Source organism: Arthrobacter sp. AOP29-A2-19, from assembly GCF_058138025.1.
Genome location: NZ_CM176894.1, coordinates 2,195,117 through 2,221,880 on the forward strand (window position 1 = coordinate 2,195,117; position 26,764 = coordinate 2,221,880).

Here is a 26,764-nt window from a genome sequence, read left to right on the forward strand (position 1 = left end):
CGAAGGGACGCGGCGCGACCCCAGGGATTCCGGCCCTATATGCCCCCTCGCGAATATACCGCGGCGCTTCAAGTTACCCGCCCGTAGATTAGAATTCGGGTATGCGCGAGAACGGCGGCGACGCCCCATTGATCGATGAACTGAAGCCGCACCTGCGCGGCTGGATCCACGCCGGCATGGCACCGCTGGCACTCGCGGCGGGCATCGTTTTGGTGGTGTTGGCCCCCGGCCCCTGGGGCAAGGCCGCATCCGCGGTCTACGCGCTGACGGGCCTGCTGCTGTTCACCGTCTCCGCCATCTACCACCGCGGAAACTGGTCGCCGCCAGTCAAGCGACTGCTCAAACGCCTCGACCACACCAACATCATGCTGGTCATCGCCGGCTCCTACACGCCGTTGGCGTGGGCCCTCCTCCCCCAAGACAAGGCCGCCTGGCTGCTCGGCATGGTGTGGATCGGCGCCATCCTGGGCGTGCTCTTCCGCCTACTGTGGACCGACGCGCCACGATGGCTGTACGTTCCCGTCTACATCGCCCTCGGACTCGCGTCCATGCTGTTCATCGGAGACTTCTTTGCCGCGAACGCCGCGGCCGCGGTGCTCATTTGCGTCGGGGGCGCCCTGTATATCGCCGGCGCCGTGTTCTATGCGCTCAAGCGCCCCAACATCCACGTGGAGTGGTTCGGGTTCCACGAGCTGTTCCACTTATTCACGGTGGGCGCCTTCACGTGCCACTACATAGCCATCATGTTCGCCGTTCTCGGAACGCGGTAACCCGCCGCTTCCGAGACCCCCCACGGAGGCACCGGCACCAGCGCCCGACCCCTGGACATGTGCACAGATGCGCACATAAACTCGTCCCATGCTGAGCGTCCTTCTGAACCGCACGTACGCCCGGCTGTTTGCCGCGCAGGTCTTGGCCCTCCTCGGCACGGGCATCCTGACCGTCGCACTGGGGCTGCTCGCGTTCGATCTGGCCGGCGAGCGGGGCGGAGCGATCCTGGGGACGGCGATGACCATTAAGATCGCCGCCTACGTGTTCTTCGCGCCGCTGGTCGCGGCAGCGGTGGGTCGCCTGCCGCGCAAGGCCGTCCTGATCGGCGCCGACGCCGTCCGCGGCCTGACCGCGCTCTGCCTCCCCTTCGTCACCGAGGCTTGGGAAATCTACGCGCTGATCTTTCTGCTCCAGGCGGCGTCCGCCACATTCACCCCCACCTTCCAGGCGCTCATCCCCGCGGTCCTGCCCGACGAGCGCGACTACACGCGCGCGCAGGCGTGGTCGCGCGTCGCCTACGACATGGAGTCCATCCTCAGCCCCCTGGCGGCGGCGGCACTCCTCAACCTCGTCTCGTTCCACAGCCTGTTTTCCCTCACGGCGGCCGGATTCGCGTGTTCGCTCCTGCTGGTCGCCGCCACCCGGTTGCCCGCCACGGCGGAAGCCGGGGCGGGGTCGCTGTGGCGGCGGACGACGGCGGGAGCCCGCATCTTCGCCAAGGCGCCGCGGCTCAGGGCGCTGCTGGCCCTCGACCTTGTGGTTGCATGCGCCTACGCCACCGTGTTGATCAACACCGTCGTCCTTGTCAAGGGGCGCCTCGGCCTGGGAGACGCGGAACTGGGTGTGGCGCTGGCGGTCTTCGGCGCGGGCTCACTGGCGATGGCACTGGCGCTGCCGAGATGGATCGACGCCCACGGCGAGCGGCAGGCCATGCTGGCGGGGTCCGTTCTGGTGTCCGCGGGACTCGTGGGCGCGCTGCTGGTCAGCCTCGGCGGCAGCGGCGGCGCGGGCTGGACGGGTCTGCTGGCCAGCTGGGCCGTGCTGGGGGCGGGAACGTCCATGGTGTCGACGCCTGCCGGGAACCTCCTGCGCGACGCGTCGACGCCCCGGACGCGGACGGCCGTCTTCGCGGCCCAGTTCTCCCTGTCCCACGCGTGCTACCTCGTGACGTATCCGCTCGCGGGCCTCGCCGGCGCGGCGCTGGGACTGGGCACGGCCGCATGGCTGATGCTCGCCGTGGCGTTGGCGGGCGGCCTTGCCGCCCTTGTCGTCTTCCCCAATGACGCGCCTAGGCTGGTGGCATGACCGATCCCACACCCTCGCTTGCGCACGGGATGGCGCCGGACGCCGAACGACTCGGCGCCGCGGCAGCCATGTTCAGGCTGATGTCGGACGAGACCCGGCTGAACATCCTGTGGGTCCTGACCGACGGCGAGCAGGACGTGGGCGGCCTGAACGCCGCCTCAAACGCCTCCCGCACCTCCATCAGCCAGCACCTGGCCAAGCTGCGCCTTGCGGGGTTGGTCCAAGCGCGCAGGGAGGGGCGGCGGGTGTTGTACCGACTGACGGACGGCCACCTCGTGCGGCTCCTGCGCGAGGGCTACAACGCGGCGGACCACCAGGTCACGGGCGAGGAGCACCACCGCTGAACCGCCCGGAGGCCCGTGCCGCGCCTGACGTGGAGTCGATTAGTCGACTAGTAGACATGAATCCCACGCCGGCGCGGAACGAGTCCGTGGCCGGAAGAAAGCGGCGGGAAAGACGGGCGCAGGGGCCTACAGGCCGTCGCGGCCAGTCGTCCGATCGGCCGGCGTCCCGCCATCCCCGGCGCGTCGCGGGCCGTCCGCGCCCAGGGCCTCGTCGTCGTCCTGCTGAAGGGATCGACCCCGCTCGACCAGGTCCCGCTGGCGCTCTTCGGCCTGAGCCGTGTAGCGGACCCGCCGGATACGACGGACCATGTCGCGGATCAGGAAAATCACGACGATGACCAACAGCGCGGTGGCAACAAAGCCAGCGAAACCGGGGCCGATCGCCCTGGCCGCGTCCCCGGTGGGAACGGACGGCATGGGGCTTGTGGAAGCGGCAAGCTGGGACAACAGGTTCACTGAACGGCTCTTTCTGGTGCGGCGCCGGCCGGCGCCGGCGCATCATCATCCTATCGCGGACCCGCCGCCTCGGCCTCCTGGCGCAGGCCGGCGAAGAGGTCGCTTTCCGGCAGGGCCGTCTCCACGCGGGACGTGACGAGCGTGTAGTCCTCCCACGGCCAGTGGCGTGCGTAGACGTCCGCCGGCACGGCGAAGAAGAATCCCTCGGGGTCGATCTGCGTGCGGTGGGCCAGCAGGGCCCGGTCGCGGTGGCCGAAGAAGTCGGCGCAGGCGATCTGCGTGGTGGTGCTGTGCGGGCTGACCCAGGCGAACATCTCGTCATCGGGATGCTTTTCCCACGCCTCGACGCGTTCGGCGTACGGCGATTCGATCCCTTGCGCGAGCATTCCGTAGTGCAGGGCGCGGAAGCGGTCCGGGCTGAACGCGCGGTCGAAGTAGAGCTTCGAGGGCTCCCAGGGCTCGCCGAGTCCCACATAACGCGTCGCGTCCGCGGCCGCCTCGAAGGCCTCGACGGCGACGCGGTGGGCCATGATGTGGTCGGGGTGCGGGTAGCCGCCGTTCTCGTCGTAGGTGGTGACCACGTGCGGACGGAACTCCCGGATGAGGCGCACCAAGGGGGCCGCGGCCCGCTCGAGCGGCTGGAGCGCGAAGCAGCCGGGCGGCAGCGGAGGCAGGGGATCACCCTCCGGAAGGCCGGAGTCCACGAATCCCAGCCAGCGGTGGGAGATGCCAAGCACCCCGGCGGCCTCGGCCATTTCGTGCCGTCGCAGGCCCGCGAGGTCCCGGTGCGCATGGGCGAGCTCGCCGGCCGCGGCGTTGAGGATGTCGCCCCTTTCGCCACCGGTGCAACTGGCCACCATGACTTCCGCCCCGGCGGCAACGTAGGCGGCCATGGTCGCCGCGCCCTTGCTGGACTCGTCGTCGGGGTGCGCGTGCACGGCGAGCAGGCGCAGGCCGTCGGACGGCGGAATCGGGACAATGCGTGGTTCTTCCACTGGGTGCTGCTCCCTCCGGTTCCGGTGCGGACGGTTGGCCGCCGCCGGAAAGGACATAGACTGTACGGGATGAATTCCCACCAGTCAGCGCCCGCCGTGGTGTCGGACGGAGCGCCAGTGTCAAGCGTAGCCAATCGCTATGGAGCGCCCAAGCGCGCCCTTGGCAAGCGTCAGAGAAATATCCTGATCGCCGTCGCCCTCGTGCTCGCCGTCGCGGCCGCGGGACTGCTGGCCGTCTGGAACACGCAGGACATCACATCGAAGGACCTCGCGTTCGACATCCGGTCCCCCGCGTCCGCAACCGTCACCTTCGACGTGGACAAGAATGTTGCCGACACCGTCGAGTGCTCCGTGCGCGTGCTCAACGAGAGCTACGCCGTCGTCGGCTGGAAGACCATCACCGTTCCGGCGCGCGAGGGGGGCGGCCGCGAAAAGGTGCGCGAGGTCGTGGACGTCCGCACGGAGTCGCTCGGCGTCTCGGGCGGCGTCAGCTCCTGCTGGAAGCGCTAGGGCGCCCCGCGGGCCCAAGCCGCCACACCCGGCGCGTCTTCGGTTGGGGTTTGGCCAAGATAATGGCTAAAATGTCTCTAATACGATCCACCCCGCCACTGATGGTGAGCACGCCAGTTCACCACCTCGCAGGCGGGGTCTTTGCTTGCAAGAGCAACTGCCGGCAAGCAAGGCAGTTCTGCGGCCGGGCAAGCGTCCCGTCCCATCACTACAAGGAGAAGTACGTGCCCACGAACAATGAAGCAGTCGTTTGGCTCACCCAGGAGGCCTTCGATCGCCTGACCGCCGAACTGGAACACCTGCAGGGACCGGGTCGCGCCGAAATCGTGGACCGCATCGAGCAGGCCCGCTCCGAGGGCGACCTCAAGGAGAACGGCGGATACCACGCCGCGAAGGAAGAGCAGGGCAAGGCCGAGGCCCGCATTTCCTACCTCAAGGATCTCCTGCAGAAGGCGCACGTCGGGGAGTCCCCGGCCGACGACGGAATCGTGGAGCCAGGCATGCTGGTCGAGGCCATCATCGCCGGCGACACCACCACGTTCCTGTTCGGCAGCCGCGAGGTCGCCGGCGATTCGGGGCTCGAGGTCTACAGCGAGCGCTCCCCGATCGGCGCTGCCGTCCACGGCAAGAAAGTGGGCGACAAGCTTTCCTACACCGCGCCCAACGGCAAGGACATCAGCGTCGAAATCGTTTCCGCCACGCCCTTCAAGGGCTAACGGACCCCGAACCAACGAGCGGGACCGGCCACCGAAGGGTGGCCGGTCCCGCTTTGTCGTTTCTCCGGACCCGCTCCGGGGCGCCGGCGCCTAGGGGTGCACGGCGACCGGCTGGAATCCCTCCGCCCGCAGGTTCTGGAGGACCTGTTCCGAATGCTCGTGGCCCTTGGTTTCCATGTCGATCGTGATCGCCACGTCGCCCATGCTGAGGGAACCACCGACCCGCGTGTGGTCCACCCGTGTCACGTTGGCGTCCGATTCGGCGATGACGCGGGAGATCGTCGCAAGTTCGCCCGCCCGGTCGTCGAGCATCAGCCGCACGGTCAGGTACCGCCCGGCCACCGAAAGCCCCCGCTGGATCACCTTCAGCATCAGCAGGGGGTCGATGTTTCCGCCGGATAGAATCACGGCCGTCTGCTTGGATTCGATGCCGAGCTCGGCCAGCTTGCCCTCCAGCAGCGCGGCGACGCCCACGGCGCCCGCGGGTTCCACCACCAGCTTGGAGCGTTCCAGAAGGAAAACGAGCGCGCGGGCCAGCGCGTCCTCGCTGACCGTCACAACGTCGTCGACCAACTCCCTAATGATCTGGAACGGCAGCTGCCCGGGGCGTCCAACGGCGATGCCGTCCGCCATCGTGGACACCTTCTCCAGAGGCACGAGCGCGTCGGCCGCCAGGGAGGGCGGGTAGGCGGCCGCATTTTCGGCCTGGACCCCGATGACCTTGATCTCGCGGCCCAACTCGCGGGCCTTGGCCTTGATCGCAACCGCGACCCCGGCCAGCAGTCCCCCGCCGCCGACGCCCATCAGCACCGTGTCGACGTCCGGCAACTGTTCGAGCAGCTCCAGGCCGATGGTTCCCTGCCCGGCGATGATGTCCGTGTTGTCGAAGGGATGGACGAAGACCGACCCCGTGGCGTCGGCGTACCGCTTCGCCTCCGCCAGCGCCTCGTCCACGTTGTGGCCGTGAAGCACCACCTCGGCGCCGTGGTCCTTTGTCGCCGTGAGCTTGGGCAGGGCCACGCCTAAAGGCATGTAGATGCGCGCCTTGATGCCGAGGCGATCGGCGGCCACCGCGACGCCCTGGGCGTGGTTTCCGGCCGAGGCCGCGACAACGCCGCGGGCGCGCTCCTCGGGCGAGAGGCGTGCCATGCGCACGTAGGCCCCGCGGACCTTGAAGGAGCCCGCCTTCTGGAGGTTTTCGCACTTCAGGAAGACCTCTGAACCCGTCACCATGCCGATGGCTCGGGAGTGTTCCACGGGCGTTCGCGCAATGACGCCCTTCAGCAGTTCCGCGGCCGCTTCGATGTCTTGGAGCGTGACTGGGACGGTCTTCGTGTTCATGTCCGGCTTTCCTGTGCTTGTGGTTGTCATGGCGTGTCCGCCTGTCCGGGTGTGGGCGGCCAGGGGTGCGGGCCCTCTCCGTCGGTATCCGCCGGGGCGTGGCCTCCCCTCGCGGCCGGGGGCGGGCCGCCGATGTGGGTGGCAACGGCGGGGGGCCCGTCCACCTCCCAGTTGCGGCCGGCGATGTAGCGCACCATGGTGCTCACGACAGCCATCACGGGCACTGCGAAGAGGGCGCCGGCGATCCCGGCGATCATCGAGCCCCCCGCCACGGCCAGGACGACCGCCAGCGGGTGCAGGCTCACCGCCTTGCCCATCACCAGCGGCTGCAGGATGTGCGACTCCGCCTGCTGCACCACCAGAACGATGGCCAGCATGATCAGGGCGTTGACCCAGCCGTTCGCGACGAGGGCCAGGAGGGCCGCGAGCGCGCCGGTGACCAGCGCACCCAACACGGGGATGAACGAGCCGATGAAGACCAGCACGCCGAGCGGCAGGGCCAGCGGAACGCCGAGGATCAGTGCGCCGAGCCCGATCCCCACCGCGTCGACGAATGCCACGAACAGCTGGACCCTGACGTAGTTCACGAGCGTCCGCCACCCCTGGCGTCCGGCGCCACCGGTGGCCGCCTGTGCCTGGCGGGGCATCAGCCCCACGAGGAAGCGCCAGATCCGGCCACCCTCGAGGAGGAAGAAGACCAGCGCGAAGATGGCCAGCAGGAGCCCGGCCGCGACGTGGCCGAGCGTGCTTCCCCAAGAGAGCGCACCGGTCAGGATGGACGCGCTATTGGACTGTAGCTCCTTGAGGGCGTTGTCTATGTAGCCGTCGAGCTCCTCGTTGGTGATCTTGAGCGGCCCCGTGGCCATCCACTGTTGGATCTGCGCGAGCCCGGTCAGTGCCTGCTCCCATAGGCTGGCGAAACCCCGCGCCAGCGTCCGGCCAACGAGTGCCAGCGACCCGACGACGACCACGAGGAAGCCCACCACGGTCAGCCCCGTGGCGACCCCGTTGGGGACTCCCCTGCGCCGCTGGAAGGACACGATCGGCGACAGCAGCCCGGACAGCAGCGCGGCCACCATCAGCGGAATGATGAGGAGCGAGACGTGGGACAGCAGCCACACGATGATGCCGGTCGCCAAGAGGATCGCGATGACGCGCCAGGACCAGGCCGCGGCGATACGGACGCCGTACGGCACGTCGTCGTCGACGGGCCTCAGCCCGCGGGCCGGGGTCAGAGCCATGACTGGATGCCCCAGGATCCCGTGAGGTGCTCGCCGCGTCCGAGCCAGACCAGACCGGCGCCGCTGTTGTAGGCATCCGCCGGGGCGGACATCGGCTCGACGGCTACCGCGAGCGGACGGCCCCGGTATTTCTCCGTCACGAAGACATGCGCATACGGGAATGTACCGTCGGACCAGAGTGCGACCCGCGTCCCGTCGGGCGCCTCGAGGACATGGCGGTGGAGGCCGTCGGCGTCGGACGCGAGGTCCGTGATGGCGACGTCGACGCGCACGTCCCCTATCCGCCGACCGGCACGGAAGTCGGCGTCGCCGGCGACCGGCTCCTCCGAGACGGGAATCAGGCGGTCGTCGGCCACCAGGCGGCGCTCCCCGCGCACGGTCAGCACCAGGTCTTCGACGGGAACGTCGCCCACGCGGAGATAGGGATGCGCGCCGATGGCGGCCGGCGCCGGCGCCGGCCCGTGGTTCTCGAGGTCCTGCTCCACGGCGAGGTGGCCGTCGGCATCGATCGCGTACGCGGCCGTGTGTGTCATGCGGAACGGAAAGCCGTGCTGGGGGAAGATTTCCGCGCGGAGGACGACCTTCGAGTGCCCGACGGCGACCGGAGCGTAGCCCGCGTTGCGCAGGAGGCCGTGTGTGGCGTTTCCGCGCGAGGGTTCGGTGATGTCCAGTTGCTGGACCTTGCCGTCCAGCAGCCAGCGGCCGTCGCGGATGCGGTTGCCCCACGGGGCCAGCAGGATGCCCGACCCGGACGGCGGCAGCTCGTCGGCGGCGAACGGCTCGACGAGATCGACTCCGAGTCGCCTGTAGGACCGGAGCGCGGCGGCGAGTTCGGTCACGGTCGCCTCGCCGGACCCGTTGCGGATCGTCCACTGCCGCCCGGTAACGGCCGGCGCGGTGGCGGTGCGTTCATCCTCGATCATGCACTTACGTTAGCGCCAATGCGTTCCGCCCGCGGAATAAGTGACGATGGCGGCGCCCTTCGCGGGCGCCGCCATCGTTGTTCCTGCTGCGGGTCGAGGCTACTCGGCCATCTCGCGGATGATGGCGATGATGCGCAGGATCTCCACGTAGAGCCACACCATGGTGACCGTTAGGCCGAAGGCCGCGGTCCAGGAGTACTTCTCCGGGGCGCCGTTGCGGACGCCCTCCTCGATCGAGGTGAAGTCGAGCACCAGTGCGTACGTCGCCAGCAGGACGGCCAGGGCGCCGATCGCCAGCCCGATCCATCCGCTGCGCAGGCCGAACATGCCCTCGGTGACGCCGAACATCATCATGCCGAGGTTCACGAGCGAGAAGACCAGGTACCCGACCATGGCGATCATGAACATCTTGGTCATTTTGGGCGTCGCGCGGTACTTGCCCGAGCGGTAGAGCACCAGCGTCACGGCGAAGACGCTGAGCGTGGCGGCCACCGCCTGCACGGCGATGCCCTTGTACATGGACTCCAGGACGCCGGACAGGCCGCCGATGAAGACACCCTCGACGCCTGCGTAGAGCAGGATGAGGGCCGGCGACGGCTCCTTCTTGAAGCTGTTGACCAGGCCGAGCACCAGGCCGATGAGGACCGCGGGAAGCATCAGGCCCGGCAGCTGCCACCCGACGACGGCGCCCACGACCAGGACGGCGAAGCACATGACCGTCTTCGTGACGACGTCGTTGTAGGACATCCGCCCGGTATCGGCCGGGCCCGCCGAGCGCTGGCTGTAGAGGTCCTGCAGCTCCTGCGCGCTCATGGTGGCCTGCGACTGCTGCGCAGTCGCCATGCCACCCATCGCGTTGGGGTTTGTCTGTGAGCGGAAGGACTTCGAGTTGAAGACCGGATTGCCCCCGAGTGCCATTGGTTCTCCTCAAAATGGTTGTTGTTAATACCCTACTGTCACAACGCGCGGGGGGCACCGATCTATCCGCGGATTGTCCGCTCGGCGAAAATTCTCATAAAACCGTGACCTAAGACGCCCCCGTCGGAACCACCCGCGTCGCCCCGGCAGTACCGCGGGAGCGGCGCGCACCTGCGTGACAAGGCTTGACAGTCGTTATGCGATTGCGACCTAGCGGGAAACATTTACTTGACTGGCAGGAAACATCCGGGCGCTACGATGAACCCCACTAGTGATTCAACTCACATGCCCAACCGCACCGTTCATTCCCGCCTCCGGGCGGGACGGCCCCCACACCGGAGGTTCACCACGTGATTCATGCCCGACGCCTGCCCCGCTGGGGCCTACTGGGCGCACTGATGCTGGCGCTGCTGGCATCCCTGTTCGCCACAGCGCCCGCAGCCCACGCCGCCCCGCCAACGGAGATCCCGAGCGCGGCCACGGCACAGGCATCCGAACAAGAGCTCGCCATCAGGGGAACACTCCGCAACGGACAGGAACCCTTGGAGGGCGTGCGGATCACGGCCACCGGCAACGGGTTCACGGGAGAGTCCGTGACGGACGAGGACGGCCGCTGGGCGATCATCGTCCCCGAAAAGTCCACGTACCGGGTCGAGCTCGACACGAGCACACTCCCCGAGGGCGCGCCCCTGGGCGAGGGCCAGCAGAACCCGCGAACGGTGGAGTTCGGCACCACGTCCAACGTGGGCGTGATCTTCCAGATCGGCGAGGCCGCGGCCGTCGCCCAGGTGAGCTTCCTGGACACGCTGGCGGAACGCGCATTGGCCGGCCTGAGCTTTGGCCTGCTGCTGGCGCTGGCCGCCGTCGGACTGTCGCTCATCTTCGGCACGACCGGGCTGACCAACTTCGCGCACGGCGAGATGGTTACCTTCGGCGCCGTCGCCGCTTTCGGCCTCAGCGCCACCGGCATGCCGGTCTGGCTGGCCATGATCCTCGCCGTCCTCCTGGGCGGAGCCTTCGGTTATGTCCAGGACTGGGGCCTGTGGCGGCCCTTGCGCAAGCGCGGGTCCGCACTGGTTCCCATGATGATCGTTTCCATCGGTCTGGCCCTGGCCGTGCGGTACATCATCCAGTTCTTCTTCGGCGGCTCCACCCGACAACTGCCGGGGGCGCAGAGCCCCATCATCGAGTTCGGCACGGTGGGTATCACCCGGAACAACCTCACATCCCTCATCATCTCGGTGGTGGTCATCACCGCCCTCGGCCTTCTGCTCCTGAAGACGCGGCTGGGCAAGGCCACCCGCGCCGTCGCCGACAACCCCGCGCTGGCGTCCGCCTCGGGCATCGACGTCGACGCCGTGATCCGCATGGTCTGGGTCGTCGGAGGCATGCTGGCCGCCCTGGGCGGCATCCTCTGGGCCTACTACCGCCCAGGGGTGTCCTTCAACATGGGCCAGCAGATCCTGCTGCTGATCTTCGCCGGCGTCACCCTCGGCGGCCTCGGCACCGTTTTCGGCGCCCTGATCGGTTCCGTGCTGGTGGGTCTCATGGTGGAGATCTCCACCATCTGGCTTGAGGCCGACCTCAAGTACGTCGGGGCACTATTCGTTATGATCGCCGTCCTCCTCTTCCGGCCACAGGGCATCCTGGGCCGCAAAGAGCGAGTGGGTTAGGAGAAACCATGGACTTCGCAACCATCCTCGGCAACGCGCTCGGCGAGATCGTCAGCCCGCAGACCGCCGCCTACGCACTCGGGGCGCTGGGCCTCGCGGTGCACTTCGGCTACGGCGGGCTGCTCAACTTCGGCCAGGCCGGCTTTATGGCCGTCGGCGCCTACGGCTTCGCCATTTCGACCCTCACCTTCGACGCGCCGCTCATCGTGGCGGTCCTCGCGGCCATCGCCTCGTCCGTCGTCTTCGCCCTGCTGCTCGGCATACCCACCCTGCGGCTGAGGGCGGACTACCTCGCCATCGTCACCATCGCCGCGGCGGAAATCGTCCGCTACGTGGTGACCACCAACAGCCTCACCAAGGTCACGGGATCCGCGAACGGGCTCGCCTCGTTCGAAAGGACGTTCTACGCCCTCAGCCCGTTCTCCGCGGGCACATACAACCTCGGCCCGCTGCGCTTCAACGACCGCAGCCTCTGGGTCACCCTGGTGGCCTGGGCGATCGTGCTGATTTGCGCCGCCATCGTGATGCTCCTGATGCGCAGCCCGTGGGGCCGCGTGCTCAAGGGCATCCGCGAGGACGAGGACGCAGTCCGGTCGCTCGGCAAGAACGTCTTCGTCTACAAGATGCAGGCGCTGATCATCGGCGGCATCTTCGGTTCGCTGGCGGGCATCATCTTCACCCTGCCCACCGGCGCGGTCCAGCCGGCCAACTACGGCACCGAGCTGACGTTCTTCCTCTGGACGGCTCTGCTGCTGGGCGGCATGGCCACCGTCTTCGGCTCGGTCATTGGGGCAATGATCTTCTGGGTGGTGCTCTCGCTGACGCAGGGCATTCTGCTCGGCCTGATCCAGGCCGACATCATCACGTTCCTCAGCCCGGCCCAGGCGGGCCAGCTCCGCTACATCCTGGTCGGCGTCGCGCTGATGGCACTGATGGTCTTCCGCCCGCAGGGCATCCTCGGCAACAAGAAGGAGCTGGCATTCGCATGAGCCACGCCGCAACACCAGCCGGGCCGCCGGAAGGCCACGGCAGCGTCCTGACGGACGAAAACCACATGACCGACACCCGCCCCATCGCGACCGGTCCGGCGGCGCCGGGCTGCCGCAAGCGGGACCCCATCCTGGTGGCCAAGAACGTGGCCCGGTCCTTCGGCGCGCTTAAGGCGGTCGACGTCGAGTACCTGGAGATTCCCCGGCACAAGATCACCGCGCTGATCGGCCCCAATGGAGCCGGGAAAACCACGCTGTTTAATCTGCTGACCGGGTTCGACACGCCAAACAGCGGGGACTGGGAGTTCGACGGCCGCAAGCTCGCCGGCGTTTCGCCGCACAAGGTGGCACGGCTCGGCATGGTCCGCACGTTCCAGCTCACCAAGGTCATGGGCAAGCTGACGGTCATCGAGAACATGCGTCTCGGCGCGGACAAGCAACCCGGCGAGAGCCTGCTCAAGGCCCTCTTCTCCGGACTGTGGCGCGGACGCGAGAAGGAGATCACCACCACGGCGGACGGCCTGCTGGAGAAGTTCAAGCTCGACGCCAAGCGCGGCGACTACGCCGCGTCGCTGTCCGGCGGCCAGCGCAAGCTGCTGGAGATGGCCCGGTCGCTGATGACCAACCCGAAGCTCGTGATGCTCGACGAGCCGATGGCCGGCGTCAACCCGGCCCTGACGCAGTCCCTGCTGGACCACATCAAGAACCTCAAGGGCGAAGGCATGACCGTCCTGTTCGTGGAGCACGACATGCACGTGGTCCGGCACATCGCGGACTGGGTCGTGGTGATGGCCGAGGGCCGCGTGGTGGCCGAGGGGCCGCCCGCAGAGGTCATGAAGGACAAGGCCGTCATCGACGCCTACCTCGGCGCCCACCACGACGTCGATCTGGGCTCCGAGCACGGCACCGAGGCGCTGGAGGAACAATTGGCCGCCGACGAGGAGTCCGTGGTCGGCACCGAGGACGCGGGCATCCTCGCCGGGGTCTCGCCGCTGGAGCCACCTCCGCCGGCGCCCGACGCCGGAACTCAGCAGGCCCCCGGCGACACCCGGGACGATTCGACGGAGGACAAGCGATGACCAGGCACCAGACGAGTTCCGACGCGGCGCTGGCCCAGGACGCCGAGGCGGTCGTTACCGTCACCGATCTGGTGGCGGGATATCTCCCCGGGGTCAACATCCTCAACGGTTGCAGCATCGAGGCCCGGCAGGGCGAGCTCATCGGCATCATCGGTCCCAACGGGGCGGGCAAGTCGACGCTCCTGAAGGCCATGTTCGGCCTGGTCAAGGTCCATTCCGGCTCGGTTGTGGTCAGGGGCCAGGACCTCACCGGCCTCAAGGCCAACCGGCTGGTCGCGCGCGGGATCGGCTTTGTCCCGCAGACCAACAACGTGTTCCAGACGCTGACCATCGAGGAAAACCTCCAGATGGGTATGTACCAGCGACCGAAGGACTTCTCCAAGCGCTTCGACTTCGTCGCCTCGCTGTTCCCCGAGCTGGGGAAGCGCCGCGCGCAGCGCGCCGGTTCCCTCTCCGGCGGCGAACGGCAGATGGTGGCCATGGGGCGGGCACTGATGATGGATCCAGCCGTGTTGCTGCTCGACGAGCCCTCGGCCGGCCTCTCGCCGGTGAAGCAGGACGAGACTTTCCTGCGCGTGCACGAGATCAACAGGGCGGGCGTCAGCGTCATCATGGTGGAGCAGAACGCGCGCCGCTGCCTGCAGATCTGCGACCGCGCCTACGTCTTGGACCAGGGACGCGATGCCTACACCGGCACCGGCAGGGACCTGATGAAGGATCCCAAGGTCATCGAGCTGTACCTCGGCGATCTCGCGGACAAGGTGGCCAACAAGGACAAGTAAGTCAACCGCGCCCCAGAGGGCGCCGCGCCGCGCAATGGCCGCCGTGCCCCCTCTGGGGCTCGGCGGCCATTGTGTGGTCTCCAGTCCGGCCCGGTCCGGGGGACTTTCCGTTCCGGCCTCCAGCCGCGGCCGGGCGTCCCGCGCGGCGCCGGACACGCGCGGAGCCCTGACAACGCGGAGGGCCCGCCGCTACCCCCAGCGACGGGCCCTTCGGATGGTGCGAGTGGTGGTGCCTAGACCGCCCCGGCCTCTTCCTTGCTCGGCTGCGGAATGTTCTTCTCGTCGTACTGGTAAATGCCCATGATGCCCTCGGACACGTCGCCCTTCTCGGAGAAGCTGATCGGGCCGGAGATGCCGTCGTAGTCGATGTCGGTGCCGGCATCGAGGAGTGTCTTGCAGGAGGCGAAGTCCGTGCACTTCTCGCCCTCCACGGACACTTCCTGCAGCTTCTCCGCGATGGCCTTGCCGTCGGTCGAGCCGGCCGCCACGGACGCCAGCGCCACCAGGTTGGCGGCGTCGTAGGACTCGCCGGCGTAGTTCCAGACCTCGAGGGAATCGTCGACCTCGGCCAGGCGCTCCTTGAAGTCGTCCTTGGCGAAGGACCCCGGCTGGGTGCCGTAGGCGCCCTCGAGCGTGCCCTTGTCGAAGTCCTTCGAGTAGTCGGAGAGGTTTCCGTCGACGAAGTACATCTGCTCCGGCGTAATGCCCTTCTGCACCAGCAGCGGCACGATCGACTTGGACTGGTCGAAGGAGATGATGGCGATCGCGTCGGGCTTGGCTGCCACAACCTCGTCCACCTGCGACGAGAACTGCGAGTCGCCCTCGTTGAACATCGATTCGGCGACGATGGTGCCGCCGGCACCCTCGACGGCACCCTTGATGTTGCTGGCGAGGCCGGTTCCGTAGGCGTCGTTCAGCACGATCATGCCGACGTTGGCCGCGCCCTGGCTCACCATGAAGTTGCCCAGGATCTTGCCCTGCATCACGTCGGACGGCGCCGTGCGCCAGAAGAGGTTGTTGTCGTCCCAGTCGGTGAAGTCCGGGGACGTGTTGGCCGGCGAGAAGTGCACGACGCCGGCGCCGGTGATCTGGTTGATGACGGTCTTGGAAACGCCCGACGACGCGGCACCGATGATGGCGGACACCCCCTGGCCCAGCATGTCCGTGGTGGACTGGGTTGCGATGTTGGTGGTGGTGTCGCCCGAGTCGCGGTGGATCACCTCGACGTCCTTGCCGTTGACGCCGCCGGCCGCGTTGATCTCCTTGATGGCGAGGTTGACGCCGGCGATTTCCGGCGGGCCGAGGAAGGCCAGCGCGCCCGTGGTGGGCAGCAGCGATCCGATCTTCAGGGCGGCGTCCGAGTCTCCGGAGGCCTCGGGCGTATCGGCCCCACCGCCACACGCGGTGGCCATCAAGGCGATAGCCGCGCCGGCAGCCAGGAACTTGGCACCGCGGGCGAAGCGGGCATCGGTTGATGCAGTCATATGTGTTTTCTCCTCGACCAAGAGCAACAGTCAGCTCAGTAACGCAGATCTCAGGGGTCCCTGATTACCCTTGAAAGTAGTCGAGAAAAGATGCGAGGGTAAGGCCTTTTTGTTACATCCTTGTAACGCCGGTCACATGTGCTTCAGATCACGCCGGTGGCTGACCGCCCCGCGGGGTCCGGCCGAACCGGTGTGCCCCGGACACCAAAACGGACGCAGTGGCGGCGGATTCCCGAAGAGATCCACCGGACCCGCCCCGGCGCAAAACACCGGAGGGTCGACTGCGCCCGTATTTGTTGCGTGTGTCCGCCCGCGGTCTAGCCTTCGCAGTCCTTGCAGAACGCCAGTCCGCCGGATTCGCGGACCTTCTGCGAGCGGTGACGCACCAGGAAGCAGCTGCCGCAGGTGAACTCGTCCTGCCCCTGGGGAATGACGGAGATCACCAGCTCCTCGTCGGTCTCGCCCCCGGGGAGCGTCACGCCGTCGACATTCTCCGTTTCGTCCAGGTCGGCCGAGATGCTGCGGGCGTCCGGGGCGTTCATCGTCTGGACGCTCTTCAGTGTTGCGTTGCTCGCCTCGGCAACGTCCGGGCGCATTTCGTCGTAGTCCTGGGCCATGTGCAGCTCCTCTGTGGGTGTTCGTTATGTGTTGGGCGGACCGGCATGCCCGGAAAACCGGGATGCAGGTCCATAAACCTGTACCCCCAGTGGGACTCGAACCCACAACACAGGGATTTTAAGTCCCCTGCCTCTGCCAATTGGGCTATGGGGGCGTGCCGTCAGGGCCTTGCGCGGCCCGTTCACACGGCGGGGGCGGAACGGCACCTGCCGTTCCGCCCCCGCTGCGCGTTGATCTCTCGGCTATTTGGCCGTGCTCGGCTCCGAGATCTTATCAGCGTTCCGCTCCGTCGGCTTCTGCGCCGGCTTCGGCTTCGGAGTGGCGGCCTCCACAAACTGGCGGCGCGGCGTCTGCAGGTCGAAGATCTGCGTGGTGTCGCGGTTGAAGAACAGGCTGAGGAACCAGCCGCCCACCACGCGGAACTTGCGCTCGAACGTCGGCATGGCCATGCCGTGGTAGCCGCGGTGCGCCACCCACGCGGGCGCCCCCTTGAGGTGGATGCCCATGACCTTTGCCACACCCTTCCACGCGCCGAAGCCGGCGACCGCTCCAAGGTTCTTGTGCTTGTAGTCCTTGACCTGGCCCACGCCGTAGCGGACGGCGTAGATGTTCTTGGCCAGGCGCTTCGCCTGGCGGACGGCGTGCTGGGCGTTCGGCACGCAGGTGCCGTCCGGCAGGCCACCGGTCAGGTCGGGAACGGCCGCGACGTCGCCGGCTGCCCAGGCACCCTCGACCGGATGGCCCTCGGCATCTACGATGCGCAGGTCGGCGGCCGCGGTGACGCGACCGCGCGGCTCGATGTTGAAGTCGGTGGAGCGGACCATCGGGTTCGCCTGCACGCCGGCCGTCCAGATGAGCGTGTCCGCCCCGAACGTGCCGGCGGAGCTCTTGTCCGCCATGTTGATGAGTTCCAGCGTTCCGCCCTCGGCCTTCGCCAGGGACGTGTTCAGCAGGACCTCGATGCCGCGGCCGCGCATGTGATCGACGACCCACAGGGCCTGTTCCTCGGTGACCTCGGGCATGATCCGGCCCATGGCCTCGACCATCACGAAGCGAACCTCCGACTGCTCGACCCGGGAGTTCTGTGCGACGGCGGCGCGCGCCATGTCCTCGATCTCGGTGATGGTCTCGATGCCGGCAAACCCGCCGCCGACGACCACGAAGGTCAGCGCCCGCTGGCGCGCCTCTGCGTCGGTGAGGGTGGACGCGGTCTCGATGCGCTCCAGGATCTGATTGCGCAGCGCGACGGCCTCCTCGATGGTTTTGAGGCCGATGCCCGCCTCGGCGAGTCCGGGGATCGGGAAGGTGCGCGTGATGGCGCCGGCTGCCACAACAACGTCGCGGTACTCGAGTTCGACGGGCTCGCCCTTGGTGGGAACAACAACGGCCTTGCGGTTCGCGTGGTCGATCGCGGTGACGCGGCCCGTGACGAGCTCGGTGTGCTTGAGGTGCATACGGTGGGAAACGATCGCGTGGCGCGCCTCGATCTGCCCGGCGGCGACCTCGGGGAGGAACGGCTGGTACGTCATGTAGGGCAGAGGGTCGACGAGGGTGACGATGCCCCCGTGGGCCCTGACCTTCTTCTGCAGTTTCATGGCGACGTAGAGGCCGACGTACCCACCGCCGACAACCAGAATGCGCGGACGGTCCGAAAGCTGGAGAGTGTTTGGCATGCGACTATCCTACCGCCAAATCAGGATATTGTGAAAGTCTTCACTAGCGACCCTCGGGCAGGTCGTCGAAGGGGTCCCGGCGCTTGTCCGCGCCTCCCCACTCGTGCTGCGCGAGTGTCCCGTCGTCGACGCTTCCCGCGCCCGTGGCGCGGCGAACGCGGGCAACCCGGACCGCACCGATCCCGGACACGAGCAGCAGCAGAGCGCCGAATCCAATGACCAGCGCGGCCGGCAACGCTCCGCCCGGCGAGTCCGGTGCCACAGCGGCCGGAGCCGCCACGGGGGGAACGGTGGATTCGGCATGGGGGGTCGCCGTGGGGGCCTGCGTCGGCAACTCGGCCTTGCCGCGGCGGTGGATGCGGATCCACTCCGCAATGGTTCCCAGGGGGTTGGCCTCCACAGCCGGGACGTCGGCGGAGACCGCGGCGGCGGCGTTCATCAGGCCGTAGCCGTAAAGGTTGTCCGGGCCGGGGGCGCCCGCGTCCTCCGCCGTCGCCAAAATGCGGTTGATCACTTGGGGCGCGCTCATCTCCGGGTACTTGGACCTGATCAGCGCGGCGACACCCGACACGAGCGGGGCCGCGCCCGATGTGCCGGACCAGTCGGCGTAGCCTCCACCGGGCAGGCCCCCGATCAACGGGTCCGCTGGCGCCGCAACGCCGATGCTGATGCCTTGGGTGGACGAATCGAAGCTCGCCTGCCGCTGTTCGTCGACGCCGGCGACGGTCAGGACGCCGGGAATCGTTGCGGGCGCACCGACCTGCACCATGCCGCCGGCGCGGTTGCCCGCAGCGGCGACCACAACGACGTCGTGCTGTTCCGCATAAAGGAAGGCGTCGTCCCAGCTGGCGGGCCAATCAGGCCTGGTGGACCCGAGCGACATGTTGATGACCTGCGCGCCCTGGTCCACGGCCCACTTCACGGCGCGCGGGACCTGGTCCTCGACGTCCACCCCACTGGGATTCTCGGAACCCAGCCAGAGGGAGACGGTCAGCAGCTCCGCCTTCGGCGCCACACCGATCATGCCGTCCGGCCCGGCGCCCGGCTTCGGTACGCTGATCGGCTCGGGCTTCGCGGGCGGCGACTCCTTGTTCTTTTTCGCCTCCGCCACTGCCCTCTTCCAGGCGATCTCCTGCTGCTGGGACTCGGCCTTGGCGCGTGCGACCGCCTCCTTATTGTTCCCGTGTCCGGCCAGCATGGTGGAGACCAAGGTGCCGTGTTCCGGCAGGGCGCCGATCGGCTCGGTGCCGCCGGCCGCGCCGCTTCCCGACACGTCGAGGCCTCCCACGACCGCACCGGTAATGTCCGGGTGCGCCGCGTCGACGCCGGTGTCGATCACCGCCACCGTCACGCCCTCGCCCTTGGTCTCCTTCCAGGCCTCCGTGATGCCGTAGTCCTGGAGCCAGTACTGGCTGTCGCGAACGTGATCGGCCCGGGCCGACGGGGCCGACGCCAGCACGGCGCCGGCCGCGATGACCACCGCCACCAGGGAAGCGGCGCAGCGTCGGGCGTGGTGATTCACTGGCTTCCTCCTGGCTCGGTCGGCGCGGATGACGGGCTGCTGACGCGGGACTCTAGAGGTTTCGCCGTGCCAGCCCCAGGGCAATGCCGTCAAGGATATCGTGCTCGCTGGCCACCGCCGTGCGGATGCGGCCCTCGGTTTCCGTTTCCAGCCGGCGCAGGATGGAGCGCCAGATCAGGGCGCCGGCGCCGATGACATCGACGCGCCCGGGATGCATAAAGGCGAGCCCGGCGCGGCGTTCCCGCGTGAAGGACAGCAGCTCCGACGCCGCGGCCTCGACCACCCCGATGGGCAACTCGACTCCATCAATGTGGTCCGGCTGGTAGCTGTTCAGGTCAAGTGCGTGCGCGGTGATGGTGGTGATGGTTCCCGCGACGCCGATCACCCGATCGACCTGGTCCAGCGGGACGACCCGCGCGACCTCGTCCAACTGCCGCGCGACCTCGGCCTCCGCGGCGGCAACCTCGGCGCCCGAGGGCGGATCGCCGTGCAGGAAGCGTTCGGTGAAGCGGACGCAACCCATGTCCACGCTGAGCGCCGCCTCCACGCCTTGGTCCCCACCCAGGACGAATTCGGTGGATCCTCCCCCGAGGTCCACAACGAGGATCCGTTCGCCGCTCACCGGCGGCAGCACGGAGACCGCGCCGGCAAAGCTGAGTGCGGCCTCCTCGGGGCCGGTGGCCACCTCCGGATCGATGCCCAGGCGGGCGTGTACGCCGTCGACGAAGTCCTGGCGGTTCGAGGCGTCGCGTGTCGCCGAGGTCGCCACCAGCCGAACCGCTTCGGCGCCGGCGTCCCGGATCAGCCCGGCATACTCCTCGACGGCCACGAACGTCCGCTCGAGCGCCTCGGGAGCCAACCGACCCGTGGCGTCCACGCCCTGGCCCAGTCGCACCACGCGCATTTCCCGCACCACATCTGTCAGGACCGTGATGCCGTCGTCGTGGGTGACGTCCGCGATGAGCAGGCGAATGGAATTTGTGCCGCAATCGATCGCCGCCGCGCGCATCAGGCCTTCCCGCCGTCGGCGGCCGCCGCGCCCTCTGCGTCGCGCTGGGCGCGGGCCTCGGCGCGGTCGCGCTTCTTGGCTCCGGGGTCCCCGGCCTGAGTCTTTACGTGCCGGCTCCGGTCGCGCGCCGGCGCCTCGCCCGTGGTGTCCCACGCGCCCGGGCAGTAGCAGCGGTCGGAGGTCCACCACTCGGCGATGTTGGCCAGGGCCTCGTCGCCCAGTGGATTGACGTCCGGGCCCGCCGCCAGAGAGTGGCCCACCAGGACATGGAGGCACTTCACGCGGGTGGGCATGCCTCCCGCGGACACGCCGGCGATCTCCGGCACGTCTCCGGTCCCGGTGCGGGCACCGATGGCGTCGCGTGCCGCGAGGTAGTCTTCGTGGGCAGCGCGGTAGGCGGAGGCCAGGTCGGCATCTGCCTCCAGCCGGGCGGTCATGCCGGCCATCTCCCCCGCCGCCTCGAGCCGGGACACGGCCGCCGTGATCACCGGATGCGTCAGGTAGAAGGTCGTGGGAAAGGGGATCCCGGACGCCAGCCGTGGAGCCGTGGTGGCGACGAGCGGGTTGCCGCACACACACCGCGCGCCGATCTCCACGACATCGCGCACGGGCCGTCCCAGTTGGCGGCTCAGCGTGTCGAGATCCCGCTCGGTCGGAACGCGTTGTTCGGCGTCAAGGCTTTCGTGGCGCGGGGTGCTGGAATTGCTGTCCACCGGCGGGACCTCCTCGGTCATTGGTCAGTCGGTGGCGGAGCGCTTGACGGTGTCCCACAGCGCGTCCACCCACGGTAGGTCGGTACGGACCTCGCCCGGGCTTTCGTTCTCGATGGCGGGGTCCTCCCCCGAAGATCCGATCACCATGTACTTGCGCTCGCCAGGCATCACCAAGTTTATGCGATCCCTGGCCTGCTGCTTGATGTAGACCGGGTCGTCCCAGCGTGCGATCTGCTCGTTGAGTTCGGCCTGCTCGCCCTGCTTGGCCGCGATCGATTCGCGCAACTCGCCGATTTCCGCGCGCTGGTTCATGTAGGTGCCGACGCTGGGCAGCAGCAGGATGGTGATCGCGACCAGGACCACCGCGAGGGCCAGCATGCGGCCGGAGAAGCTGCGGGCCGGGACGGGCGCGTTCCCCGCCGTCGTGCCCGAGTGTGCGCTCTTCGATGGCGGCGGGCCGCCGGTGCGCCGGGGCGCACGGATGGAGCCGGAGAGCTCCGTGCGTTCGCGAAGCCGCTGTTCGGACGCCGGCCGCTGGGGGCGCTGCGGCGACCGGTTCCCGGTCGGCTGCGCCGAGGGACGCTTGACCGGCCGCCGCGCGGCCGGCTTCGGGGACTCCGAGCCGGGCACGGCGCCCAGCGGAACGACCTTCGCCCGCGCGTCGGGGCCGGTGCGGGGCGCCCCGGGACGGGACTCGCCGCCCCGCTTCTCGCGCCCGGCGGGCTCGGAGCCAACGTTTCCACCGTCGTGGGCCTGCGCCTCGGGCGCCGCGGATCCGTCTCGTCCGGCCGACGGGTGCCCGCTTCGCTCGCGCCCGGCGGCGCGGTTGGCACGCGGCATGTTGGGGCGTCGGGTGGCCATCTTCGCTCCTGCCGGTATCTCGTCGTGTTGGTGCTGTTCAATGCTTGAGGGGAACCTCCCTCGCGGGCGGTTCCCCTCAAGACCTTACGCGTTGCCCGGCCGGGCTAGGCGCTGAAACGCGGGAAAGCACCCTTACCGGCATACACGGCGGCGTCGCCGAGCTCCTCCTCGATGCGGAGCAGCTGGTTGTACTTCGCGACACGCTCGGACCGCGCCGGCGCACCGGTCTTGATTTGTCCGGCGTTCGTCGCGACCGCGATGTCCGCGATCGTGGTGTCCTCGGTCTCGCCGGAGCGGTGGGAGGTGATCGTGCTGTAGCCGTTGCGCTGGGCGAGGGACACCGCGTCCAGCGTCTCGGTCAGCGAGCCGATCTGGTTGACCTTGACCAGCAGCGAGTTGGCGGTGCCGCGGTCGATGCCGTCCTGCAGTCGCTCGGGATTGGTGACGAACAGGTCGTCGCCGACGAGCTGCACCTTGCCGCCGATGGCGTCCGTGAGGGTCTTCCAGCCATCCCAATCGTCCTCGTCGAGCGGGTCCTCGATGGACACCAGCGGGAAGTCGGCGACGAGCTGCGCGTAGTAGTCGCTCATTTCCTGCGAGGAGAGGGACTTGCCCTCGAACTGGTAGGCCCCGTTCTCGAAGAACTCGGAAGAGGCCACGTCCAGCGCCAGCGCGATGTCCGATCCGGGCGTGTAGCCGGCCCTCTTGACGGCCTCGGTGATCAGTTCCAGCGCGGCGCGGTTGCTGGGCAGGTTGGGGGCGAAGCCGCCCTCGTCGCCGAGGCCGGTGGACAGGCCTTTCTCCTTCAGCACGGACTTGAGCTCGTGGTAGACCTCCACGCCCCAACGCAGGCCCTCGGAGAACGTGGCCGCGCCCATCGGCACCACCATGAACTCCTGGATGTCGACGTCGGAATCGGCGTGCGAGCCGCCGTTGAGGATGTTCATCAGCGGCACAGGCAGGACGTGCGCATTGGGGCCGCCCAGGTACTTGTACAGCGGCAGGTTGGAGGACTCGGCCGCGGCGCCGGCCACCGCCAGGGAGACGCCGAGGATGGCGTTGGCCCCGAGGTTGGACTTGTTCTCCGTGCCGTCCAGGTCGATCATGATCTGGTCGATCGCGCGCTGGTCGGTGGCGTCCAGACCCGTGAGGGCCGGCTGGATGGTCTCAAGCACGGCGTCGATGGCCTTGCGGACGCCCTTCCCCAGGTAGCGTCCCTTGTCGCCGTCGCGCAGCTCGACGGCCTCGAAGGCGCCGGTGGAGGCGCCCGAGGGCACCGCGGCGCGACCCAGCGAGCCGTCGGAGAGCAACACCTCAACCTCTACGGTCGGGTTGCCTCGGGAGTCGAGGATTTCGCGGGCGTGGATGGCATCAATCAGGGCCATGGAAGGTGCTCCTTCGTGGTGGGATAGTGGGCCGTGTCCGCCACCGAGGGGACGGGGCACGTTGCCTCGGCACTAGCGTAGCGCGGGCGCGCGCCGAGTGTGACCTACGTTGCGGCGCGTTAGGCCAGCGACGTCCGCAGGTAGTCCAGGTCCTCGCGGGCCGCGCCGAGCCATTCACCGAGGTCCTCGGTTTCGGCCCACCGGTCGTAGAGGTCGGATCCGTCGGAGCTGACGGTCTTCTCGGCGGCCTCCACGAGCCACATGCGGTACTCCGGGGTCAGCGCGCGTTCGAAGACACCCCGGTCGATGTCGTCGTCGAGGTCGTCGACCTCCGCCTCGCCGTCGATAATCCTCGCGACGCGCACCAGTGCGAGCACGCCGTCGCCGTGATCGGAGATGATTCCCAGTTTCCGTTCGGCCTCGAAGCCGGCGCGGAAGTCCTCGAAACCGAGTCCCCCGTCCGATAGTTCGTCGATCCAGTCCAGGGCGCCGTCGTTCTCAAACGGCCCCGTTCCCCAAGCACCCATGTGTTTGACCTTTCGGATTGTGGCTAGCGCTCGGCGCGCCAGTCCTGGCTTGTGTAGCGTGCGACGGCGGCTCGCAGGGCGCGCTCCGCGTCCAGCCCGCTTGCGCGGGCACCACGGACAATGCCGAGAAGCAGTTCGCCCAGTTCGTCCTCCGTCGCGGGACCGCCACCCGGTGTTGGGCCGGCGGCGTCGGGCCCACCCTCCTTGGCATCCCAGCGCGCCGCCCGGTCCAACGCCTTGTCGGCGAGTGTCAGTGCCGGGAGGTGTCTGGGCAGCCCCACGAAGGGCGTTGTCCGTTCGGGGCGTTCGGCCCGCTTGGCAGCGTCCCATGATCGGATGATTTCATCAACCGTGTCCGGGAACGTGTCCCGGAGCGTCCCATCGGGAGCGAAGACGTGCGTGTTGCGGCGCACCATCTTGGCCGTCAGGGCCTCGGCGACGTCGTCGAGCGCGAAGGCTCCGCGTTCCTTGGCAATGGCCGAGTGGAGGACAACCTGCAACAGCACGTCGGCCAGTTCCCCCTTGAGCTCGGCGTCCGGATGGCCTTCCTCGATGCTCTCGACGAGCTCGTAGGCCTCCTCGACGAGGTACTCGACCAATGCGTGGTGCGTCAGGGCACGGGTCCATACGCAGTTGGCCCGCAGCGCCGCAACAACGCCCACGAGCCGGTCCACCGCTGTGCTCACGACATTCCCCTGCCCTCTCGGTTCGGCTGTCGTCCAGCCTAGCCCGAACCTGTCCGCGTGCCCTGGGATGTGTGCAGTGGTTCCCTTCGCTTCGCCGCGCCGCGTTGTTATGCTCGCCACGGTCCGGAGAAGGGAGACCGCCGGCGCGCAACACCAGCGCCTGCATAAGGAAAGGGGCGGCTTCGGTGCACCACACTCCGCGACGCCTGGCAGACTCGTTGGGGTCGGACGGGCCGTGGCTCTTCCTCTCCCCCCACCTGGACGACGCGATCCTCTCCTGCGGCGCGCTGATGGCGGCCCAGGCCGGGCGGCGGCGTTTGACTGTCGCCACCATGTGCACCGAGGCGGGACCGCCGCCGCACACCAGATCCGCTCGTGCATTTATGCGCATGGCCGACGCCGCCGACGCAGCGGACCTGTTTGCGGAGCGCCGCCGCGAAGACCTGGCCGCGCTCCGGGGGCTCGGAATCGGTGCCGTGCACCTCGGTGCGACCGACGCCATCTACAGGCGCAGGACGCCCCGCCCCCTGGGCCGGCTCGCGGGCCGTTTGCTCCCCGAGCTCGTCCACCTCTACCCCACCTACCGCTTCCACATGGTGGCGGGCCGGGTTGCACGGGGTGATCGGGACCTCGCCGAACGAGTGCGGTCAAGGGTGTCGGAGTTGTTGGCGCACACCGGCGCGGACCTGCTGTTCTGCCCGCTCGCCGTGGGCCGGCACGCCGACCACGTTCTGGCGCGTTCCATCGGAGAAGCCTTCCAGGACCGGGTGGTCTACTACTCCGATTTCCCCTACAACCAGGCCTCGGAGCCGGACGCCTCCTTCATCCGTTCGCATCGGCTGGAGTCCTGGCGGTGGGACGTGGGGCTGGATACGAGGGAGCGCGCGATCCGGAGCTACAAGACGCAAGCCGACGCGCTGTTCCCCCAGGGGACCATCCCGCGTGTGCCCGAGGTGTATTTCGCCGCACCCTGAGTCGCGTGCGGCACGGGAATGCCCGCCGGGTCAGTCCCCCGGCGGGCAGTCCTGTGGTGGTCCGGACTAGTCTTCGTCGTCGTCCTCGTCCTCGTCCTCGGCAAGGTCGTCGTACGCGTTGTTGATGTACTCGACCAGCGCCTCACGCTCCTCCAAGGGGAGGAACGCCGCCTCGGCGGCGTTCAGCGTCAGCTCAAGGAGGTCGTCGAGGTCGTAGTCGAATGCCTCCACCAGCAGCTCGAACTCGTCGGAGAGCGTTGTCCCGCTCATCAGGCGGTTGTCCGGGCTGATGGTGACCTTGAAACCCGTCTGGTAGAGCAGGTCGATCGGGTGGGACTCGATGCCTTCGCCGAACGCGGCCGTGGCGCCGGTCTGAAGGTTCGAGGACGGGCAGATCTCCAGGGCGATGCCGCGGTCGCGGACCCAGTTGGCCAGCGGGCCAAGCGTCACAAGGCCGGTGTCCTCGCCGACCTCCTCGCCGTCGTCGTCCGTGCCGCCGAACTCCACCTCGATGTCTTCGGCGACCCGCACGCCGTGGCCGAGGCGCTGCGCGCGCCCGTTGACGAGTGCGTCCGCGATGCTGTCCAGGCCCGCGGCCTCGCCGGCATGCACAGTGGCGGGGAAGAAGTTCTCGGCGAGCAGCTTGAACGCGTCGGTGAACCTGGACGGGGGGAAGCCGTCTTCCGCTCCAGCAATATCGAATCCGACGGCGCCGGCGTCGCGATGGCGCAGCGCCAGTTCCGCGATCTCCAGCCCGCGGTCGGCGTGGCGCATGGCGGTGATCAGCTGGCCCACCTGGATGGGCCGCCCGGACGCGGCAACCTCCTCGACGCCGGCGGTAAGGCCGGCCTGGACGGCCTCGACTGCGTCGTCCAGGCTGAGGCCCCGGGTGAGGTGCTGCTCGGGTGCCCAGCGCACCTCGCCGTACACCACACCGTCGTCGGCGAGGTCCTCGACGAATTCCTTGGCCACTCGGAAGAGGCCTTCCTTCGTCTGCATTACGGCGATGGTGTGGTCGAAAGTCTCCAGGTACCGTTCCAGCGAGCCGGAGTCCGCCGAGTCGCGGAACCACTCCCCGAGGCCCTCGGGGTCGGTGGCCGGAAGCTTGTGGCCGATCTCGGCAGCCAGTTCGATGATGGTGGCGGGCCGGAGGCCGCCGTCCAGGTGGTCGTGCAGCGATACCTTGGGCAGGCTGCGGAAGTCGAAGTTGGGATCGTATGCGGTGTGGATCAGCTCGTCAGTCACGCACCCAGCCTACTGAACGGGGCA

The 26,764-nt window shown here is 68.4% G+C and carries 27 protein-coding genes and 1 tRNA gene; 10 read left to right on the plus strand and 18 right to left on the minus strand.

The annotated features are described in order from the left end of the window. The first annotated feature begins 101 nt into the window (after positions 1 to 101). The 3 genes from trhA to AC3ZJJ_RS10100 all read left to right on the plus strand — a co-directional run bounded on the left by trhA (position 102) and on the right by AC3ZJJ_RS10100 (position 2,420). Complete coding sequence (gene trhA, locus AC3ZJJ_RS10090) at positions 102 to 770, plus strand: PAQR family membrane homeostasis protein TrhA (RefSeq protein WP_489891691.1); 669 nt, start codon at positions 102 to 104, stop codon at positions 768 to 770. A gap of 88 nt (positions 771 to 858) precedes the next feature. Next, the gene (locus tag AC3ZJJ_RS10095; RefSeq protein WP_489891692.1) at positions 859 to 2,076 is read left to right on the plus strand and encodes an MFS transporter; all 1,218 of its coding nucleotides are present in this window, start codon (positions 859 to 861) and stop codon (positions 2,074 to 2,076) included. Next, entirely contained in the window at positions 2,073 to 2,420 is a 348-nt protein-coding gene (locus AC3ZJJ_RS10100; protein WP_489891693.1) for an ArsR/SmtB family transcription factor, read from the plus strand. The genes AC3ZJJ_RS10095 and AC3ZJJ_RS10100 overlap by 4 nt, the downstream gene beginning before the upstream one ends. A gap of 126 nt (positions 2,421 to 2,546) precedes the next feature. On the opposite strand, the gene AC3ZJJ_RS10105 is transcribed toward AC3ZJJ_RS10100, so the two are convergent. Both AC3ZJJ_RS10105 and mca read right to left on the minus strand, forming a co-directional pair. Then, a complete protein-coding gene (locus AC3ZJJ_RS10105) occupies positions 2,547 to 2,837 on the minus strand; it encodes a hypothetical protein (protein ID WP_489891694.1) in 291 nt (96 codons plus the stop codon). Positions 2,838 to 2,926: 89 nt separating this feature from the next. Next, positions 2,927 to 3,871 carry a mycothiol conjugate amidase Mca gene (gene mca / locus AC3ZJJ_RS10110; protein ID WP_489891695.1) on the minus strand — a complete coding sequence of 315 codons (945 nt, stop codon included), beginning with the start codon at positions 3,869 to 3,871 and terminating at the stop codon, positions 2,927 to 2,929. Between the two features lie 69 nt (positions 3,872 to 3,940). Here mca and AC3ZJJ_RS10115 point away from each other — a divergent pair, with 69 nt between their 5' ends. After that, the gene (locus tag AC3ZJJ_RS10115; protein ID WP_489891696.1) at positions 3,941 to 4,381 is read left to right on the plus strand and encodes a DUF4307 domain-containing protein; all 441 of its coding nucleotides are present in this window, start codon (positions 3,941 to 3,943) and stop codon (positions 4,379 to 4,381) included. Between the two features lie 224 nt (positions 4,382 to 4,605). Beyond that, positions 4,606 to 5,097: a transcription elongation factor GreA gene (gene greA, locus AC3ZJJ_RS10120; protein ID WP_489891697.1), complete on the plus strand. Its 492-nt coding sequence runs from the start codon at positions 4,606 to 4,608 to the stop codon at positions 5,095 to 5,097. Positions 5,098 to 5,187: 90 nt separating this feature from the next. Here greA and ilvA read toward each other — a convergent pair whose 3' ends face one another. The 4 genes from ilvA to AC3ZJJ_RS10140 all read right to left on the minus strand — a co-directional run bounded on the left by ilvA (position 5,188) and on the right by AC3ZJJ_RS10140 (position 9,520). Next, positions 5,188 to 6,438 (minus strand): threonine ammonia-lyase, encoded by a 1,251-nt coding sequence (gene ilvA / locus AC3ZJJ_RS10125; RefSeq protein ID WP_489891698.1) that lies wholly within the window; start codon positions 6,436 to 6,438, stop codon positions 5,188 to 5,190. Positions 6,439 to 6,464: 26 nt separating this feature from the next. Next, on the minus strand, positions 6,465 to 7,679 hold the full coding sequence (locus AC3ZJJ_RS10130; RefSeq protein WP_489891699.1) for an AI-2E family transporter: 1,215 nt from the start codon (positions 7,677 to 7,679) through the stop codon (positions 6,465 to 6,467). Next, positions 7,670 to 8,602 (minus strand): aldose 1-epimerase family protein, encoded by a 933-nt coding sequence (locus tag AC3ZJJ_RS10135; RefSeq protein WP_489891700.1) that lies wholly within the window; start codon positions 8,600 to 8,602, stop codon positions 7,670 to 7,672. The genes AC3ZJJ_RS10130 and AC3ZJJ_RS10135 overlap by 10 nt, the downstream gene beginning before the upstream one ends. A gap of 99 nt (positions 8,603 to 8,701) precedes the next feature. Further along, positions 8,702 to 9,520 (minus strand): Bax inhibitor-1/YccA family protein, encoded by an 819-nt coding sequence (locus tag AC3ZJJ_RS10140; RefSeq protein WP_489891701.1) that lies wholly within the window; start codon positions 9,518 to 9,520, stop codon positions 8,702 to 8,704. Positions 9,521 to 9,918: 398 nt separating this feature from the next. Between AC3ZJJ_RS10140 and AC3ZJJ_RS10145 the strand changes: the two genes are divergently transcribed. The 4 genes from AC3ZJJ_RS10145 (at position 9,919) to AC3ZJJ_RS10160 (ending at position 14,043) form a co-directional block, all read left to right on the plus strand. Next, positions 9,919 to 11,193, plus strand: coding sequence for a branched-chain amino acid ABC transporter permease (locus AC3ZJJ_RS10145; RefSeq protein WP_489895785.1), 1,275 nt, complete (start codon positions 9,919 to 9,921; stop codon positions 11,191 to 11,193). Between the two features lie 8 nt (positions 11,194 to 11,201). Further along, on the plus strand, positions 11,202 to 12,182 hold the full coding sequence (locus AC3ZJJ_RS10150; RefSeq protein ID WP_489891702.1) for a branched-chain amino acid ABC transporter permease: 981 nt from the start codon (positions 11,202 to 11,204) through the stop codon (positions 12,180 to 12,182). 65 nt (positions 12,183 to 12,247) lie between these two features. Continuing rightward, positions 12,248 to 13,261 (plus strand): ABC transporter ATP-binding protein, encoded by a 1,014-nt coding sequence (locus tag AC3ZJJ_RS10155; protein ID WP_489895787.1) that lies wholly within the window; start codon positions 12,248 to 12,250, stop codon positions 13,259 to 13,261. Beyond that, on the plus strand, positions 13,258 to 14,043 hold the full coding sequence (locus AC3ZJJ_RS10160) for an ABC transporter ATP-binding protein (RefSeq protein ID WP_489891703.1): 786 nt from the start codon (positions 13,258 to 13,260) through the stop codon (positions 14,041 to 14,043). The genes AC3ZJJ_RS10155 and AC3ZJJ_RS10160 overlap by 4 nt, the downstream gene beginning before the upstream one ends. Before the next feature lie 233 nt (positions 14,044 to 14,276). Here AC3ZJJ_RS10160 and AC3ZJJ_RS10165 read toward each other — a convergent pair whose 3' ends face one another. The 11 genes from AC3ZJJ_RS10165 to AC3ZJJ_RS10215 all read right to left on the minus strand — a co-directional run bounded on the left by AC3ZJJ_RS10165 (position 14,277) and on the right by AC3ZJJ_RS10215 (position 24,521). Beyond that, on the minus strand, positions 14,277 to 15,527 hold the full coding sequence (locus AC3ZJJ_RS10165; RefSeq protein ID WP_489891704.1) for an ABC transporter substrate-binding protein: 1,251 nt from the start codon (positions 15,525 to 15,527) through the stop codon (positions 14,277 to 14,279). 317 nt (positions 15,528 to 15,844) lie between these two features. Beyond that, complete coding sequence (locus AC3ZJJ_RS10170; protein ID WP_489891705.1) at positions 15,845 to 16,144, minus strand: DUF4193 family protein; 300 nt, start codon at positions 16,142 to 16,144, stop codon at positions 15,845 to 15,847. An 81-nt stretch (positions 16,145 to 16,225) separates the two neighbouring features. Next, positions 16,226 to 16,299 (minus strand) — tRNA-Leu (locus AC3ZJJ_RS10175). An 88-nt stretch (positions 16,300 to 16,387) separates the two neighbouring features. After that, entirely contained in the window at positions 16,388 to 17,818 is a 1,431-nt protein-coding gene (locus tag AC3ZJJ_RS10180) for an NAD(P)/FAD-dependent oxidoreductase (RefSeq protein WP_489891706.1), read from the minus strand. Between the two features lie 43 nt (positions 17,819 to 17,861). After that, a complete protein-coding gene (locus AC3ZJJ_RS10185; RefSeq protein ID WP_489891707.1) occupies positions 17,862 to 19,340 on the minus strand; it encodes a S8 family serine peptidase in 1,479 nt (492 codons plus the stop codon). Positions 19,341 to 19,392: 52 nt separating this feature from the next. After that, positions 19,393 to 20,352, minus strand: a complete 960-nt coding sequence (locus AC3ZJJ_RS10190; RefSeq protein ID WP_489895789.1) for a Ppx/GppA phosphatase family protein — start codon at positions 20,350 to 20,352, stop codon at positions 19,393 to 19,395. After that, the gene (locus AC3ZJJ_RS10195; protein ID WP_489891708.1) at positions 20,349 to 21,062 is read right to left on the minus strand and encodes a DUF501 domain-containing protein; all 714 of its coding nucleotides are present in this window, start codon (positions 21,060 to 21,062) and stop codon (positions 20,349 to 20,351) included. The genes AC3ZJJ_RS10190 and AC3ZJJ_RS10195 overlap by 4 nt, the downstream gene beginning before the upstream one ends. 24 nt (positions 21,063 to 21,086) lie before the next feature. Then, positions 21,087 to 21,923, minus strand: a complete 837-nt coding sequence (locus tag AC3ZJJ_RS10200; RefSeq protein WP_489891709.1) for an FtsB family cell division protein — start codon at positions 21,921 to 21,923, stop codon at positions 21,087 to 21,089. A 104-nt stretch (positions 21,924 to 22,027) separates the two neighbouring features. Then, complete coding sequence (eno, locus tag AC3ZJJ_RS10205) at positions 22,028 to 23,308, minus strand: phosphopyruvate hydratase (protein ID WP_489891710.1); 1,281 nt, start codon at positions 23,306 to 23,308, stop codon at positions 22,028 to 22,030. A 119-nt stretch (positions 23,309 to 23,427) separates the two neighbouring features. Next, positions 23,428 to 23,835: a DUF4259 domain-containing protein gene (locus AC3ZJJ_RS10210; RefSeq protein WP_489891711.1), complete on the minus strand. Its 408-nt coding sequence runs from the start codon at positions 23,833 to 23,835 to the stop codon at positions 23,428 to 23,430. Positions 23,836 to 23,858: 23 nt separating this feature from the next. Then, a complete protein-coding gene (locus tag AC3ZJJ_RS10215; protein ID WP_489891712.1) occupies positions 23,859 to 24,521 on the minus strand; it encodes a MazG nucleotide pyrophosphohydrolase domain-containing protein in 663 nt (220 codons plus the stop codon). Between the two features lie 185 nt (positions 24,522 to 24,706). Here AC3ZJJ_RS10215 and AC3ZJJ_RS10220 point away from each other — a divergent pair, with 185 nt between their 5' ends. Further along, entirely contained in the window at positions 24,707 to 25,495 is a 789-nt protein-coding gene (locus AC3ZJJ_RS10220; protein ID WP_489891713.1) for a PIG-L deacetylase family protein, read from the plus strand. 66 nt (positions 25,496 to 25,561) lie between these two features. Here the strand turns inward: AC3ZJJ_RS10220 and AC3ZJJ_RS10225 are convergent, their stop codons facing one another. Next, on the minus strand, positions 25,562 to 26,740 hold the full coding sequence (locus AC3ZJJ_RS10225) for an adenosine deaminase (RefSeq protein WP_489891714.1): 1,179 nt from the start codon (positions 26,738 to 26,740) through the stop codon (positions 25,562 to 25,564). Positions 26,741 to 26,764 lie beyond the last annotated feature (24 nt).

Coding starts and splice junctions, on each gene's coding strand:
- AC3ZJJ_RS10100 (WP_489891693.1), top strand. CDS start 2,073: ATGACCGATCCCACACCCTCGCTTGCGCACGGGATGGCGCCGGACGCC.
- AC3ZJJ_RS10210 (WP_489891711.1), bottom strand. CDS start 23,835: ATGGGTGCTTGGGGAACGGGGCCGTTTGAGAACGACGGCGCCCTGGAC.
- AC3ZJJ_RS10180 (WP_489891706.1), bottom strand. CDS start 17,818: ATGCCAAACACTCTCCAGCTTTCGGACCGTCCGCGCATTCTGGTTGTC.
- AC3ZJJ_RS10155 (WP_489895787.1), top strand. CDS start 12,248: ATGACCGACACCCGCCCCATCGCGACCGGTCCGGCGGCGCCGGGCTGC.
- AC3ZJJ_RS10200 (WP_489891709.1), bottom strand. CDS start 21,923: ATGGCCACCCGACGCCCCAACATGCCGCGTGCCAACCGCGCCGCCGGG.
- AC3ZJJ_RS10170 (WP_489891705.1), bottom strand. CDS start 16,144: ATGGCCCAGGACTACGACGAAATGCGCCCGGACGTTGCCGAGGCGAGC.
- AC3ZJJ_RS10135 (WP_489891700.1), bottom strand. CDS start 8,602: ATGATCGAGGATGAACGCACCGCCACCGCGCCGGCCGTTACCGGGCGG.
- AC3ZJJ_RS10095 (WP_489891692.1), top strand. CDS start 859: ATGCTGAGCGTCCTTCTGAACCGCACGTACGCCCGGCTGTTTGCCGCG.
- AC3ZJJ_RS10165 (WP_489891704.1), bottom strand. CDS start 15,527: ATGACTGCATCAACCGATGCCCGCTTCGCCCGCGGTGCCAAGTTCCTG.
- AC3ZJJ_RS10130 (WP_489891699.1), bottom strand. CDS start 7,679: ATGGCTCTGACCCCGGCCCGCGGGCTGAGGCCCGTCGACGACGACGTG.
- AC3ZJJ_RS10150 (WP_489891702.1), top strand. CDS start 11,202: ATGGACTTCGCAACCATCCTCGGCAACGCGCTCGGCGAGATCGTCAGC.
- AC3ZJJ_RS10140 (WP_489891701.1), bottom strand. CDS start 9,520: ATGGCACTCGGGGGCAATCCGGTCTTCAACTCGAAGTCCTTCCGCTCA.
- ilvA (WP_489891698.1), bottom strand. CDS start 6,438: ATGAACACGAAGACCGTCCCAGTCACGCTCCAAGACATCGAAGCGGCC.
- AC3ZJJ_RS10115 (WP_489891696.1), top strand. CDS start 3,941: ATGAATTCCCACCAGTCAGCGCCCGCCGTGGTGTCGGACGGAGCGCCA.
- AC3ZJJ_RS10160 (WP_489891703.1), top strand. CDS start 13,258: ATGACCAGGCACCAGACGAGTTCCGACGCGGCGCTGGCCCAGGACGCC.
- AC3ZJJ_RS10105 (WP_489891694.1), bottom strand. CDS start 2,837: ATGCCGTCCGTTCCCACCGGGGACGCGGCCAGGGCGATCGGCCCCGGT.
- trhA (WP_489891691.1), top strand. CDS start 102: ATGCGCGAGAACGGCGGCGACGCCCCATTGATCGATGAACTGAAGCCG.
- AC3ZJJ_RS10145 (WP_489895785.1), top strand. CDS start 9,919: ATGCTGGCGCTGCTGGCATCCCTGTTCGCCACAGCGCCCGCAGCCCAC.
- eno (WP_489891710.1), bottom strand. CDS start 23,308: ATGGCCCTGATTGATGCCATCCACGCCCGCGAAATCCTCGACTCCCGA.